Origin of the sequence: Enterobacter sp. WP_7_1 (assembly GCF_003688535.1) — a bacterium.
Taxonomy (GTDB): domain Bacteria; phylum Pseudomonadota; class Gammaproteobacteria; order Enterobacterales; family Enterobacteriaceae; genus Enterobacter; species Enterobacter asburiae.
Map to the genome: position 1 here is coordinate 563,915 of NZ_REFK01000002.1, position 15,211 is coordinate 579,125.

Annotated in this window: 11 protein-coding genes; 5 read left to right on the plus strand and 6 right to left on the minus strand. The window is 56.7% G+C overall.

The window, feature by feature from the left end:
• Positions 1 to 156: 156 nt before the first annotated feature.
• The 3 genes from BJ885_RS11935 (at position 157) to BJ885_RS11945 (ending at position 2,821) form a co-directional block, all read left to right on the plus strand.
• Entirely contained in the window at positions 157 to 303 is a 147-nt protein-coding gene (locus BJ885_RS11935) for a DUF2256 domain-containing protein (protein ID WP_071789391.1), read from the plus strand.
• A complete protein-coding gene (locus tag BJ885_RS11940) occupies positions 300 to 1,829 on the plus strand; it encodes a cryptochrome/photolyase family protein (RefSeq protein ID WP_121932010.1) in 1,530 nt (509 codons plus the stop codon). The genes BJ885_RS11935 and BJ885_RS11940 overlap by 4 nt, the downstream gene beginning before the upstream one ends.
• Before the next feature lie 92 nt (positions 1,830 to 1,921).
• On the plus strand, positions 1,922 to 2,821 hold the full coding sequence (locus BJ885_RS11945; RefSeq protein ID WP_029741698.1) for a LysR family transcriptional regulator: 900 nt from the start codon (positions 1,922 to 1,924) through the stop codon (positions 2,819 to 2,821).
• Here the strand turns inward: BJ885_RS11945 and BJ885_RS11950 are convergent.
• From BJ885_RS11950 to BJ885_RS11965, 4 genes are all read right to left on the minus strand, one after another.
• Positions 2,796 to 3,584 carry a substrate-binding domain-containing protein gene (locus tag BJ885_RS11950; RefSeq protein ID WP_121932011.1) on the minus strand — a complete coding sequence of 263 codons (789 nt, stop codon included), beginning with the start codon at positions 3,582 to 3,584 and terminating at the stop codon, positions 2,796 to 2,798. The two genes, BJ885_RS11945 and BJ885_RS11950, sit on opposite strands and share 26 nt — an antisense overlap.
• The gene (locus BJ885_RS11955; RefSeq protein WP_121932012.1) at positions 3,581 to 4,894 is read right to left on the minus strand and encodes an MFS transporter; all 1,314 of its coding nucleotides are present in this window, start codon (positions 4,892 to 4,894) and stop codon (positions 3,581 to 3,583) included. The genes BJ885_RS11950 and BJ885_RS11955 overlap by 4 nt, the downstream gene beginning before the upstream one ends.
• Before the next feature lie 282 nt (positions 4,895 to 5,176).
• Positions 5,177 to 6,826, minus strand: a complete 1,650-nt coding sequence (fumA, locus tag BJ885_RS11960) for a class I fumarate hydratase FumA (RefSeq protein ID WP_121932013.1) — start codon at positions 6,824 to 6,826, stop codon at positions 5,177 to 5,179.
• Positions 6,827 to 6,879: 53 nt separating this feature from the next.
• Positions 6,880 to 8,388 carry an anion permease gene (locus BJ885_RS11965; protein WP_072210827.1) on the minus strand — a complete coding sequence of 503 codons (1,509 nt, stop codon included), beginning with the start codon at positions 8,386 to 8,388 and terminating at the stop codon, positions 6,880 to 6,882.
• A 604-nt stretch (positions 8,389 to 8,992) separates the two neighbouring features.
• Here BJ885_RS11965 and BJ885_RS11970 point away from each other — a divergent pair.
• Together BJ885_RS11970 and BJ885_RS11975 are read left to right on the plus strand one after the other, a co-directional pair.
• Positions 8,993 to 11,773 carry a flavocytochrome c gene (locus tag BJ885_RS11970; protein WP_121932014.1) on the plus strand — a complete coding sequence of 927 codons (2,781 nt, stop codon included), beginning with the start codon at positions 8,993 to 8,995 and terminating at the stop codon, positions 11,771 to 11,773.
• Positions 11,774 to 11,867: 94 nt separating this feature from the next.
• Entirely contained in the window at positions 11,868 to 12,830 is a 963-nt protein-coding gene (locus BJ885_RS11975; protein WP_121932015.1) for an FAD:protein FMN transferase, read from the plus strand.
• On the opposite strand, the gene dcuR is transcribed toward BJ885_RS11975, so the two are convergent.
• Together dcuR and BJ885_RS11985 are read right to left on the minus strand one after the other, a co-directional pair.
• Entirely contained in the window at positions 12,811 to 13,530 is a 720-nt protein-coding gene (dcuR, locus tag BJ885_RS11980; protein WP_032658686.1) for a two-component system response regulator DcuR, read from the minus strand. The genes BJ885_RS11975 and dcuR overlap by 20 nt on opposite strands.
• Positions 13,527 to 15,143: a sensor histidine kinase gene (locus BJ885_RS11985; RefSeq protein WP_121932016.1), complete on the minus strand. Its 1,617-nt coding sequence runs from the start codon at positions 15,141 to 15,143 to the stop codon at positions 13,527 to 13,529. Before BJ885_RS11985 ends, dcuR begins: the two co-directional genes overlap by 4 nt.
• Positions 15,144 to 15,211: the final 68 nt, after the last annotated feature.

Consider the following 15,211-nt stretch of genomic DNA (forward strand, 5'->3'; position numbering starts at 1 on the left):
GCCAGAAAATCGCTCGCTGCGACAATTCCAGCCTGAATAAACTATCATTCGTACGTAGCGGTGGGTAGCGGTTTACGGGCATCACCTTCATTTTGTGAAGTCTGTCGTAGCCTGAATCCACAGGTTCAGTGAAGAAATCAGTACGGTATTGAAAAGATGAGCGATTTCAAAGGTAACAAGCAGAACCTGCCCAGTCGAGCGTGCGCGCACTGCCAGCGTCCCATGACGTGGCGCAAAAAATGGGCGAAATGTTGGGATGAGGTTAAATACTGTTCTGAGCGCTGTCGCAGGAGCCACCGTTGACCGAACTGCGCCTGATCCTCGGCGATCAGCTTAATCCGCACCACAGCTGGTTTGATGCCTGCAATCCGAATGTCATTTACGTGATGCTGGAGCTGCGGGCAGAAACGGCGTACGTGCTTCACCACGCTCAGAAAGTGATCGCCATTTTTGCGGCCATGCGCGCGTTTGCCTCTGCGTTAAAGGAGAAGGGGCATCGGGTGAGGTATGTCCGGCTCTCTGACGGCTCAAACCGCGGCGCGCTGGAAGACAATCTCAACGCGCTTGTCGCGCATTACGGCGCCGACAGGGTGATATGGCAGGAGCCCGACGAATGGCGCCTGGATACGCAGCTGCAGGCGTGGGCGAAAGCGGCTTCAGTCGAAACGGCCTGCGTCAGCAGCGAGCATTTCTTCACCACCCGTGAACAGGTGAGCGCGTTCTTTGCGACGCGCAAAAGCTGGCGAATGGAGTACTTTTACCGGGAAATGCGTCGTCAGCACGGCATACTGTTAACCTCAGAAGGCGAGCCGGAAGGGGGAAAATGGAATTTTGATGCCGAAAACCGCAGGCGCTGGTCCGGCGAACCGCCCGCGCCGGAGGATTCGCGTCCGCTCCATGATTATTCAGCCTTATGGGTTGAGATCCAGCGCTGCGGCGTAAACACCTTCGGCGAACCGCAGGCCGGGAATTTTCGCTGGCCGCTCAACCGTTCGGAAGCCAAAGCCAGGCTGGATGAATTTATCGCTTACGTGCTCCCCCATTTCGGCGCCTGGCAGGACGCGATGCACGCTGAGGAGCCTTTTCTTTTCCACTCGTTAATTTCATTCGCGCTGAACACCAAAATGCTCAATCCGCGGGAAGTGGTGGCTGCCGCCCAGCAGGCATGGCGTTCGGGCCATGCGCCGCTGCCTGCCGTTGAAGGGTTTATCCGACAAATTCTCGGCTGGCGGGAGTACGTGCGTGGGATCTACTGGTCGCAGATGCCGGGCTATCGGGAGCTGAATGCCTTAGACCAGCACGCCCCGCTGCCGGACTGGTTCTGGACCGGCAGGACGCAGATGCGCTGCCTGGCGCATGCGATTGGGCAGTCGCTCACCGAGGCTTACGCCCACCATATCCAGCGCCTGATGGTCATCGGGAACTTTAGCCTGCTCAGCGGTCTGTCGCCGCAGGCGGTTCATGAATGGTATCTGGGTGTCTACATTGATGCCTTTGAATGGGTGGAGCTGCCCAATACCCTCGGGATGAGCCAGTTTGGCGATGGCGGGTTACTGGCCAGCAAGCCCTACGTCTCGAGCGCGTCGTACATTCATAAGATGAGTAACTACTGTCAGGGGTGCCGGTATCAGCACAGCCAGCGTACCGGAGAGCTGGCGTGCCCCTTCAATGCCCTTTACTGGGATTTCTTTGCGCGCAACCAAGCGCGTCTGGGTAACAATCCCCGCCTGGGCATCGTTTTTAAACAGCTTGCGGACATGAAGGAAGAGGAGCGGCAGGCCATTGCCGATCGCGCCGGGTATGTTCGCCTGAATCTCAACGAGCTTTGACGTATTTCAACACCGCGCCGGTTGCGGTGGGTCAATAAGACGCTATTATTTTTGACTTTGCTGCGTATTCCCTGACAGGACATCCAGACGCTATGCCCGTGAATTTTGACCTTAACGATCTTTATGCTTTCAGAGCGTTAGTGGAATACGGTAACTTCCGTGTCGCTGCTGAATCTATCTGCTTATCCCAGTCGGCGCTGAGCCGCAGGATTGAAAAGCTGGAAGCCGCGCTGGGAAACCGGCTGTTTGACCGTACCACCCGCCGCGTGGCCTTAACGTTATACGGGCAAAACTTTGCTGAACGCTCCGCGCAGCTGCTCGACAACGTTGAGTCAATGCTGGCGGATGTTGATAAAGTCAGCGAAGAGCGGACGGGGCTGATCACGGTTGCCACGGTCCCTTCCGCGGCCTGTTACTTTATGCCCGATGTGATCCGTCGTTTTCAGTCTCGCTATCCGCGCGTGCGCATTAAGCTCATCGACAGCAGCGCGGGGAATGTGATTGACGCCGTGGCCCGAAGCCAGGCGGATTTTGGCATCAGCTTCGCAGGAAACCTGCCGTCTGAAATCGAATTTTTCCCGCTGGTGGAGGATGTCTATGTTGCGGCGTGCCGAAAGGATCACCCGCTGGCGCAGAAGAATCATCTGACGTGGCAGGCCTTTTATCAGCAGGATTATATCTCCCTCGATAAAACGTCAGGTAACCGTAACCTGCTCGATCGGATGCTGGGGGATATCGTTCCCGAACGCCCGAGCGTCTGCGAAACGCGCCACGTTACCACGATGCTCGGTATGGTAGAGGCGGGGATCGGCATTGCTGCCGTTCCCGCCATGTCGATGCCGACGTCAGAGCACACGCTGCTGACGCATCTGCCGCTGGTGGCGCCGGAAGTGAAACGCACCGTGGGGCTTATCCGGCGCCGGGGGCGTATCCAGTCCTACATTGCGGCTGAACTGGAAAAACAGATCACCGAGCAGTATCGCCGGACGTAACGGGGAGCATTCCCGTTTTCTCGATGACGGCCCTGGAGGGCGGTGAGGCGAGATAGGTCAACAGCGCTTTCCCCTCCGCGGGATGTTCTGCGTGACGGGTGACCGCACCCGCGAACCGCGTGATGTACTGCAGATTATCCGGGATTTTCCCGATAAAAGTGACGCCCTGAACCGGCAGCAGCTCGCTCACCTGCTGGAAACCGACGGCGTATTTTCCTTTCGCCACTTCTGAGGCGACCGGGATACGCTCGACCATTGTCGCTTTACCCGCCACTTCTTTTTCGATCCCCATTTTTTTGAACAACGTCTGGCTGACGTACCTGCCGCTGGCGCTGTCAGAGTAGGCGATGGAGCTGGCCTGCAGCAGCGTTTTACGCAAAGCCGCCTCGCTGCTGATATCAGGGACATCCGCACCTTTTTTCACCACCATGCCAACGGGGGAGTCCGCGAGTTCCGTTCGCGAACCCGGCTGGGTCTGGCCGGCTTTTTCGAGCTTCTCCAGCGCATCGCCCACCATAATTACCACGTCGGCTTTCTCGCCGCGCGCCAGTCGATTTGGGATAGCCTGCGGCGTAGCGCCCATTGAGGGGCCGGGGATGATCACGATTTTATCCCCGGTCCGGCGTTCATAGTCCGGTGCCAGCTTTTCCAGGGCGGCCTTGAAGCCGCCTGAAATCATGACCTTTACGTCCTGGGCACAGGCATTAACGCTCAGGAGCGTCAGCACCAGCGCGCTGGTGGTAAAGCGATAGGTGCGTTTCATACAGCCCCCTGTGACTTGACGGTGTTTTGCAGCGATACCGCGCGGCGGCGGTAGAGGTAGAGCGTGGCCAGCAGGGCACACACGGCAGCGAAACTCATCCAGTAGCCAGGCGAGGCTTTGTCACCGGTGTATTCGATCAGCGCGGTGGACATTACCGGAGTAAAGCCGCCAAAGACCGCCGTTGCCAGGCTGTAAGCCAGAGAGAATCCCGCCACGCGCACTTCAGCAGGCATAATCTCCGTCAGGGCCGGGATCATCGCGCCGTTATACAGGCCGTAGAGGAAGGAGAGCCACAGCAGCACGCTCAGCATCATGGAGAAGCTGGGCGCGCTCGCCAGCAGCGTCAGGGCAGGGTAGCTGGTCGCCAGCGCCAGCAGGGCCATGGCAATCAGCACCGGCTTGCGCCCGAAGCGGTCCGACAGCGCGCCGCCCACTGGCAGCCAGATGAAGTTAGAAACCGCCACCAGCAGCGTGACCAGCAGGCTGTCCGAGGCGCTGAGCATCAGCACCTTTTTGCCAAAGGTGGGGGCGTAGACGGTGATCAGGTAGAACGCGGTGGTGGTCATCGCCACCATCAGCATGCCCGCGACCACCACCTGCCAGTTGCCAAGCAGCGTTTTAAAGACCTGACGCATTTCCAGATGCTGGCGGCGCGCGCTGAACTCTTCCGTCTCCTCCAGCTTGCGGCGCAGGAAAAAGATAAACGGCACGATTAAGCAGCCGAACAGGAACGGGATGCGCCAGCCCCATTCGCGAATGGCGCTCTCCTCCATCAGGGCATTCAGGGCAAAGCCCATCGCCGCGGCGACCATAATAGCGACCTGCTGGCTGCCGGACTGCCAGCTGGTGTAAAACCCTTTGCGCCCCGGCGTGGCGATTTCAGCCAGATAAACCGAGACGCCTCCAAGCTCCGCACCGGCGGAAAAGCCCTGCAGCAGACGGCCCGTCAGCACCAGCAGCGGCGCCCACAGACCGATGCTTTGATAAGAGGGGATAAGCACAATCAGGAACGTCCCCGCCGCCATGATGGAAAGCGTGACGATCAGCCCCTTTCTGCGACCTACCTTGTCGATATACGCGCCTAGCACAATGGCGCCTATTGGACGCATCAAAAAGCCCGCGCCGAAGACGGCGAAGGTCATCATCAGCGACGCAAATTCACTGCTCGCCGGGAAGAACGTATGGGCGATGTAGGTGGCATAGAAGCCGAACAGAAAGAAATCGAACTGCTCAAGAAAGTTGCCGGACGTCACGCGAAGTATGGCGCCCGCTTTCGAGCGTACGGTTGCAGGTGAGGTTGAGGAAAACATGGTTATCTCCAGTTTATTGTTGACGTTTTACGCGTCTGTTTTTGAAAACTGGATCAGGATGAGGAAATAGATAAGCGCAAATGCCGCATCGGCTGATGCACGTTTTGCATGAATAGCCATCGCGGGATAAATACAATTAATGACAACAATAACTTAACAATTAATTGATTTTTTATTCACCACTTTTTGCTAAGTGGCTGATATCACGGTTTTGTGACATGACGCAGGCGCATGTCTGACTGCGACTGCCGGGCAGCGTTGCGCCACCCGGCCTGTCTCAACCTAGCGCTGTGAACAACCCGCGCACTGTTTGTTCTGGATCTGCTGGAAGAAATCGTTGCCTTTGTCATCCACCAGGATAAACGCCGGGAAGTTCTCGACTTCAATTTTCCAGATGGCTTCCATTCCCAGCTCCGGATACGCGACGCATTCCAGGCTCTTAATGCTGTTTTGCGCCAGCACCGCTGCCGGGCCGCCAATGCTGCCCAGGTAGAAGCCGCCGTGTTTATGACAGGCGTCGGTTACCTGCTGGCTGCGGTTGCCTTTCGCCAGCATGATCATGCTCGCGCCGTGGGATTGCAGTAAGTCCACATACGAGTCCATACGGCCCGCCGTGGTCGGGCCGAGCGAGCCAGACGCGTAGCCTTCCGGCGTTTTGGCAGGGCCCGCGTAGTAAATCGGATGATCTTTGACGTACTGCGGCAGTTCTTCACCGTTGTCGAGCAGCTCTTTCAGCTTCGCGTGGGCGATATCGCGCGCCACGATGATGGTCCCGTTCAGCGACAGGCGGGTAGAGACCGGGTGCGCGGAAAGCTGCGCCAGGATCTCATTCATCGGCTTGTCCAGATTGATGCTCACCACGTCGCCTTCGCCCTGCTGGCGCAGTGATTCAGGAATATACTGGCCCGGGTTGTGTTCCAGCTTCTCAATCCAGATCCCGTCGCGGTTGATCTTCGCTTTGATGTTGCGGTCTGCGGAGCAGGAGACGCCCATGCCGATTGGGCAGGAGGCGCCGTGGCGCGGCAGGCGGATCACGCGGATATCGTGGGCGAAGTATTTACCGCCGAACTGCGCGCCGAGGCCGAGGTTCTGCGCTTCCTGGAGCAGTTCCTGTTCGAGCTGTACGTCGCGGAACGCCTGGCCGTGTTCATTGCCTTCCGTCGGCAGCGCGTCGTAGTAGCGCGTGGAAGCGAGCTTCACGGTTTTCAGCGTGGCTTCCGCTGACGTACCGCCAATCACAAATGCGATATGGTAAGGCGGGCAGGCCGCAGTGCCCAGAGTGCGCATCTTCTCAACCAGGTAGTTTTTCAGCTTTGCCGGGGTGATCAGCGCTTTGGTTTCCTGGTAGAGATAGGTTTTGTTGGCAGAACCGCCGCCTTTTGCCATGCACAGGAATTTGTATTCGTCCCCGTCCACGCTGTAGAGATCGATCTGCGCGGGCAGGTTGGTGCCGGTATTCACCTCTTTATACATGTCCAGCGCCGCATTCTGCGAGTAGCGCAGGTTATCTTCAATGTAGGTGTTGTACACGCCCTGGCTCAGTGCCGCTTCGTCACCGCCGCCGGTCCAGACGCGCTGGCCTTTTTTGCCCATGATGATAGCGGTGCCGGTATCCTGGCAGGTTGGCAGAACGCCTTTTGCGGCAATTTCAGAGTTACGCAGGAACTGCAGGGCAACGTACTTGTCGTTCTGGCTGGCTTCCGGGTCGTTCAGGATCGCGGCAACCTGCTTCTGATGGGAAGGACGCAGCATAAACGAGGCATCGTGGAAGGCCTGCTGCGCCAGCAGGGTCAGGGCTTCCGGCTCTACTTTCAGCACTTCCTGACCGTCGAATTCGGCAACGGAGACGTGCTCTTTGGTCAGGAGGTAGTATTCGGTGTCATCGTGCGCGAGAGGGAAGGGGTTCTGATAAAAAAACGGTTTATTCGACATAGTATTGCTCCACAAAAATAAAACCGCCGGAGGAGAAGTCCGGCGGTCAGGAATCAGAACATCATGGACATCCACGGATAACCAATCAGCAGCAGGGCCGCCAGGAAGATGGCACCGAAGATGGTACCGAGGCGCCAGTAGTCTTTGGTTGGCAGGTAGCCGCTGCCGTAGTAAATCGGGCTTGGGCCAGTACCGTACGGGGTGATGATCCCCATCACGCCCAGCGAGGTCACCATCAGCAGAACGAACACTTCCATATTCATGCCAGGGATGGTGGAGGCGATAGTCAGCATCGCTGGCAGCAGCGCCGTGGTGTGTGCGGTGGTGCTGGCAAACAGGTAGTGCAGCAGGTAGAACGCCAGCAGCAGGACGACGGTCGCCACGCCCGGAGAGATACCGCTCATCAACAGACCGCCTTCTTTACCTAACCAGCTGATAAAGCCGGTAGAGGAGAGGCCATCCGCCAGTGCCACCAGGGTGGCAAACCAGACGAAGGTGTTCCATGCTGCTTTGTTACCGGTGATATCGTTCCACTCCAGCACGCCGGTCCATAGCATCAGACCGACGATGAGCAGGGCCGCCATGGCAGGCTCAATCCACGCGGCGGCGAAGATCCACATCAGCAGCGCACAGCACACGAACACCAGCAGCAGAATTTCATTGCGGGACAGTTTGCCGAGTTTTTCCAGCTCGCGGGTCGCCCACAGCGGCACTTCGTTATTCACTTTGACTTCAGGTGGGTAGAACCAGTAGGCCAGCAGCGGCATGGCCAGAATCAGCAGGATACCCAGCGGCAGGAAGGCGAGGAACCAGGTGCCCCAGGAGATATCAATCCCAACCGTACTTTTCACCAGCGCCAGGGCCAGCAGGTTTGGCGCGAGGGCGGAGAGGAACATTGAGCTGGTGATACAGGCCGCGGTGATCGCCACCCACATCAGGTACGAACCAATCTTGCGCGCGCTTGGGTCATTCGGTTTTGAACCGTAAAGCGGCGGCAGGTTAGCGATAATCGGGTAGATGGTCCCGCCGCTGCGCGCGGTGTTGGACGGGGTGAACGGTGCCAGCAGCAGGTCCGCAAACGTAATGGCGTAACCGAGCGTCAGGCTGCGACGGCCGAGGTACTTCACCAGAATCAGCGCCAGACGGCGGCCGAAGCGGGTTTTGTCATAGCCTGCGGCGAACATAAAGGCACCGAAAATCAGCCAGACGGTAGAGTTACCAAACCCGCTCACCGCCCATTTAAAGGAGGCTCCCGCCAGCTTGAATTTCGGGTCAGCCAGCTGATCGGGGCTGAACAGCACCCACTGGCTGCACAGGGCGATGGCGACCACGCCGGTCAGGCCGATCACCGCACCCGGCAGCGGTTCGAAGATCAGACCGACGATCACGCCGACAAAGATGGCGAAGTAGTGCCATGCGTAAGGCGGCAAGCCTTCAGGAACGGGAACAAACAGCAGCAGTACGGCGACGATGACGGGTAGCGCCATCATCAGCAATCGTTTTGCGTTTCCATTTGATGCCTGGTTCGCCACAGGGGGCGTTACAGCAGTTTTTGTATTCATAGTTTCACGTCTTAAGTTGTCAAAAATTCGGTCGCACTGGAAAATCACTTTTTTAAGTTTCTTTGCTTTTTTTAGTTATTAAAGGTGCGTTCGTGTTTTTCCAGTAATAGTGATTTAACGCGTTTTCGTGTGCGCTAAATTAAAAAATGATGATGTTTTTATATTGCGCTTTTGAATGCCATAACTATTGATCGCGATCAAAAAAACAGAATTGCAGCGTTATTTTTATGCTTTTATTAATAACCACTCTGGCGTATGTGGTTATTGCCTGTTTTTCGCGTATTTTTTATCATTTTTTTAACAGATTAGATTTTGGTGTGTTTGTAATCTATTGTTTTTATTGTCTTTGTTTTTGTGTTGGAGAATTGGTTTTACCATTAATCATTTAACGAATTTTAAATTATTGTGAATGGCTGAATTACAATCGCTAACACCAATGTGTTATTTGTGTTATCGCAGGGATTAAATAGTTTTTTAACTAACGTAATAACTTTAGAAACTAAAAAAATCATTATATTAATATCATGACATCGGCAAATAACGACGAAATAAAAAATCAATCCGATAACGAATTCTTAATTTTTAAAAGTTTGGAGTTTCTATTATGAGCACTAACGAACGCATTCTTAGCCCCTTCACATTACCGAATGGTACTGAACTGAAAAACCGTTTGTTAATGGCCCCTATGACAACCTGTACCGGCTATTTTGACGGCACCGTCACCAGCGAGCTGGTGGAGTACTATCGGGCCCGTTCCGGCAGCATTGGCACCATCATTGTGGAGTGCTGCTTCGTCGACGATCTCGGTCTCGCCTTCCCGGGTGCCATCGGTATTGATAATGATGAGAAAATTGCCGGGCTGGCGAAAATCGCAGAGGCCATTAAATCCAAAGGATCTAAGGCGCTGCTGCAGATCTATCACGGCGGCCGCATGGTCGACCCAAAACTGATTGGTGGCCGCACCCCGGTTGGCCCGAGCGCCGTAGCCGCGCCGCGTGAAGGTGCCGCAACGCCGGTTGCGCTGACCGCTGAAGAAGTGGAAGGCATGATCGGCAAGTTTGGTGAAGCCGTGCGCCGCGCCATCCAGGCCGGTTTCGACGGCGTGGAAATCCACGGGGCGAACACCTATCTGATTCAGCAGTTCTATTCGCCAAACTCAAACCAGCGCGATGACGAGTGGGGCGGCAGCCGCGATAACCGCGCGAAGTTCCCGCTGGCCGTGCTGGATATTACCCACAAAATGGTGCGCCAGTACGCGGACGACGCGTTTATTATTGGCTACCGCTTCTCCCCTGAAGAGATGGAAGTCCCGGGCATCCGCTTTGACGACACCATGTACCTGCTGGAAAAACTGGCGGCGCGCGGCGTGGACTACCTGCACTTCTCCGTCGGCGCGACCCTGCGTCCTTCCATTGTCGACACCCAGGACCCGACTCCGCTTATCGAAAAATACTGCGCGATGCGTTCTGAAACGCTGGCGCAGGTTCCGGTCATGGGCGTGGGCGGCGTGGTAAATGCTTCAGACGTGAATGAGGCGCTGGACCACGGTTACGACCTGATTGCCGTTGGCCGCGCGACTATCGCTTACCCGGACTGGACCGACCGCATCGCGGCCGGCGAAAGCCTGGAGCTGTTTATGGACAGCACCAAACGCGAAGAGTTGAGCATTCCGGAACCGCTGTGGCGCTTCTCGCTGGTAGAAGCGATGATCCGCGACATGAGCATGGGCGAATCCAAATTCAAGCCGGGTACCTTTGCTGAGAAAGTGCAGGATGACGCTAACGAACTGGTGATCAACGTCAGTCTGGAAACCGACCGCATTGCGGACATCGAGCTGGCCTCCGGCCCGAGCGAAGACGTTGAGTTTGTGACCAGCTTTGAAGAGATCCGTACACGCATTCTGGACGCCAATACTCCGCACGTGGATGCCATCACCGGCGCAACCAGCCAGAGTGAAGCGGTGAAGAAAGCGGTCTCTAAGGCGATGCTGAAATCCAGCAAAGCGCTGGCCGCGGAAGAGGGCGTTGACCCGAACGAAACCCGCAGCGTGGACGTGGTCGTTGTCGGCAGCGGCGGCGCCGGTCTGGCGGCGGCGATTCAGGCTCACGACGAAGGCGCGAGCGTGCTGATTGTCGAGAAAATGCCGACCATCGGCGGGAACACCATTAAAGCCTCAGCCGGTATGAACGCCGCCGAAACCCGCTTCCAGCGCGTGAAGGGCATTCAGGACAGCAAAGAGCTGTTCTATCAGGAAAGCCTGAAAGGCGGCGGCAACAAGAACAACCCGGAACTGCTGCGTCGCTTCGTCGAAAACGCGCCGCAGGCAATTGAGTGGCTGGCAGCGCGCGGCATCATGCTGAACGACATCACCACCACCGGCGGGATGAGCATCGACCGTACTCACCGTCCAAAAGACGGTTCAGCGGTAGGCGGCTATCTCATCAGCGGCCTGGTGCGTAACGTCAACAAACGCAACATCGAGGTGATGCTGGATACCTCCGTCAGCGACATCATCTTCGAGAACGGCGAAGTGACAGGCGTACGTCTCACCACCGAAGAGAACGAAACCGTCACCGTGGCAACCAAAAGCGTGATTGTTGCCACCGGCGGTTTCAGCGCCAACAGCCAGATGGTAGTGAAATACCGTCCGGATCTGGAAGGTTTTGTCACCACCAACCACAAAGGGGCAACCGGCGGCGGCATCGCCCTGCTGGAGCGCATCGGGGCGGGTACCGTGGATATGGGCGAAATCCAAATTCACCCAACCGTTGAGCAGAACACCTCGTACCTGATTTCCGAATCCATTCGCGGCGGCGGGGCGATTCTGGTCAATCAGAAAGGGGAACGCTTCTACAACGAAATGTCGACCCGCGATAAGGTCTCGGCGTCAATCATCGCGCTGCCGGAGAAATACGCATACATCGTCTTTGACGAGCACGTACGTGCCAAAAACAAAGCCGCGGATGAGTACATCGCGAAAGGTTTCGTAACCAGCGCCAGCTCGCCAAAAGCCCTGGCTGAGGCTCTGGGGATGGATTACCACGCTTTCCTCGCGACCCTGGAACGTTACAACGGTTTCGTTGAGAAACAGCACGATGACGATTTTGGTCGTACCACCGCGCTGCGTGCGCCAATCAACGAAGGGCCGTTCTACGCCATTCAGATTGCGCCGGGCGTGCACCACACCATGGGCGGCGTGACCATCAACACCGAAACCTGCGTGCTGGACAGCAACCACAACGTGCTGCCAGGCGCGTTTGCGGCCGGTGAAGTGGTTGGCGGGATCCACGGCGGTAACCGTATCGGCGGTAACGCAGTGGCAGATATCATTATTTTTGGTACGCTTGCAGGACATCAGGCGGCTATGCGTTCGAAAAAGCAGTAAGACCCCTGTGTTGTAGGCCGGATACGCGCAGCGCTATCCGGCATTTTCCCCGGCGGCGCGGTGCCTGCCGGGGCTACATCTGAGGACTCATGCTATGCCTGATAGCCATCGCGTTTACAGCTACTCCGCCGTCCTGATGGGCTCGCCCATTCTCCTGAAACTCTTCTCCCACGACGAAGCCCTAGCGTCCCGCGTGTTTCGCCTGATCAAACAGTATGAAGATTTGCTTACCGTCAACCGCGCGCACTCGCAGGTGATGGACATCAACCATGCGGCTGGCCAGCATCCGGTTACCGTCAGCCGGCCGGTTTTTGAGCTGATCCGCTGTGCAAAAGCGGCAAGCCTGTTCAGGGACAGCGCTTTTAACCTGGCGATAGGTCCGCTGGTGAAGCGCTGGAAAATTGGCTTTCAGGGGGACAGCGTTCCGCCTGCGGAGGAAATCGCGTCGCTGCTGGCGATTACCCGTCCTGAAGATGTCCTCCTTGATGAGGCCAGCAGCAGCGTGTTCTTGACCAGAGCGGGGATGGAGATCGATCTGGGGGCCATTGCCAAAGGCTATATCGCCGACAGGGTGCGTGATTACCTGCATAAAGAGGGCGCTGAGCTGGGGCTGATCAACCTCGGCGGAAACATTCAGACGTTAGGCTCGCCGGAAGGGGGCTGGGGCGTGGGGCTGAAAAAACCGTTCGCCGGTGACGCGCTGATTGGCACGATGACCGTAGAGAACCTGTCCGTTGTGACGTCGGGAACCTACGAGCGCTACTTCGAACAAAACGGCAGGCGCTATCACCATATCCTCGATCCGCGCACCGGGTATCCGCTGGACAACGAGCTGGACAGCGTTACGATTGTTTCGAAAGACTCCATCGACGGCGATATCTGGACCACGCTGATGTACGGTATGGGCGTTGAAGAGGGCTGCGCTGTGCTGCGCTCTCGTCCTGATATCGAAGCGATTTTTGTGACCAAAACAAAAGAAGTGGTGATCTCATCAATGCACCACTTCCGTTTTACCCTGCTGGATAACGACTACCGCGTTACTGACAGTATTGCTTGAGCAGGCCGGTCTGCTCCGGCTGGAGACGGTAGCGATACACCGGACGGCCGGTGGCACCGTAGTGAATGCTGGTGAACAGAATGTTGATTTGCGCGAGCCAAATCAGGTATTTACGGCAGGACACGCGGGAGATATTGACCGCGTTGGCCAGGTCATCGGTAGAAAACTCCGTCTCCGGGTGAGCGTCAATCCACTGGCAAATCGTGCGCAGCGTTTGCGGCGTTAACCCCTTCGGCAGCTTTTTACTGTCCGCCAGTTCCGGCGCCCCGCCGTGGATCAGCCGGTCGACGTCGGCCTGCTCATAGTACTGGTGCGAACCCATCAGGCTGTGCTTTGCCTTCCAGCCGTTCAGCGCCTCTTCAAAGCGCGGGAACTGGAACGGCTTGATCAGATAATCCACCACGCCGTAGTGAATGGAGGTCTGGATCGTGGCGGCGTCGGCAGCCGACGAGATCATAATCACATCGATTGGGCGACCGGATGCGCGAATAACGGGCAGCAGATCCAGGCCGTTATCCTGCTGCATATAGACATCCAGCAGCACCAGATCGACAGGCTGCCCGGGGTTATTAATGATGGCCTCGGCCTGGTTTAGCGTGGAGGCGACGCCGCAGCAGCTAAAACCTTCAACACGGTTGACATACAGACGGTTGAGGTCGGCTACCATGGCGTCATCATCGACAATTAATACATTTATCACGCGATATTCCTCTCGCTATCCCAGGGGATGTGAACAAAAAATTGGGTAAATACGCCTGGCTCAGACTCGACGGTGATATCGCCGCCGAGGTTCTGGATTTGCTGGCGAGCAAGGAACAGCCCAACGCCGCGGTTTTCACCTTTTGTTGAGAAGCCCTTTGTAAAAATAGCCTCCAGCTGAGCGGGATCAATGCCGGGGCCATCGTCGCTCACTTCGCAGCTGAGCCAGCCGTTCTGATAATGCAGCAGCAGGCCGATCTCACCTTCCTGCTGTCCTTCCATCGCGTCGAGCGCGTTTTCAATGAGGTTACCCAGCACGGTGATCAGCACCGCGACCTGCTCTTCGCTCGCGTTATCCGGTATCTGGCATTCATCCGCCAGCGTCAGGGTGACGCCCGCTTCTTTCGCCCGGTTGATTTTTCCCAGCAGGAACCCGGCAATAACCGGGGATTTTACCTTGCTCTGTATCGTACCGATATCCGTCTGGTAATTATGCGCCGTCTGGATGATGTACTCTTCCAGCTTGTCGTAGCGCTTCATGTGCAGCAGGCCCAGGATCACATGCAGTTTATTCATAAACTCGTGCGTATGGCTGCGCAGGGCGTCGACGTAGTTAACCATGCCATCAATACGCTGCATCAGCTGGCTGATTTCCGTTTTATCACGGAAGGTAGTGATGGCGCCGATCACCCGATCCTGACTCTTAACGGGCACCATATTGCACAGCAACAGACGCCCGTTACAGCTGATCTCCTGATCCTGGCGCGCGACGCCCGTCTTTGAAACTTCGCGCAGGCTGGCCAGCAGGGGGGCGCTGGCGTTTTCGGTCTGCTTGCCGGAGGGGAGAAGCAATATTTCTCTGGCGGTCTGGTTGATCATCGTCACGCGCCCGTGAATATCGACGGCCAGCACTCCCTCGCGAAGCGACTGCAGCATCGCCTGACGCTGTTCGAACAAGGCGGAAATTTCGTAAGGTTCGAGCCCGAACAGGATACGTTTCAGTACCCGCACCAGACCCCAAATCGCCATGGAGCTCATAAAAATACTGAACAAAATGGTCCAGACGGCGTTTAGCCGCCCGCGGGCAATCTGATCTTCCACTTTTTTGAGGGAGATACCGACCACCACCACGCCGATCTGGTCGTGCTGGCTATCGTAAACGGGGGTGAAGACGCGAAGCGCTTCGGCGAGGGCGCCACGGTTTACGGAGACATTCTCTTTACCTTCCAGCGCAGGCTCCAGGTCATTGCCAATAAAGTGCAGGCCGATGAGGGCTTCGTTCGGGTGCGAGTAGCGAATCCCCCGCATGTCGGTCACCACGGTGAGCAGCAGATCGTTGCGTTGGGTGACGGCTTTGGCGATGGGCTGAATGATATCCGCCTGGGGTGGCTGCATCAGGCCGCGCTGGATCTCCGGGCTGTTGGCCAGCGTTCTGGCGATACCCAGAGCCGTATCTTTAACATCATCGCGGGTCGCCCGGGTGATTTGCACGGAGTAGAGCGCAAAAACCACCAGCAGCACAGAGGCAATAATCGCGCATACCATCAGCGTGACCAGGGTGTTCAGCTTCATGGGGCGCTTGCGCGTAGTAAGGAAAGGCTGCAAATCGCTCATCAACACTCCGCGATAATTAAGAAAGGGGTAATTATCGCCGATGACGCGCTTTTCTTAAAGCCATGTAA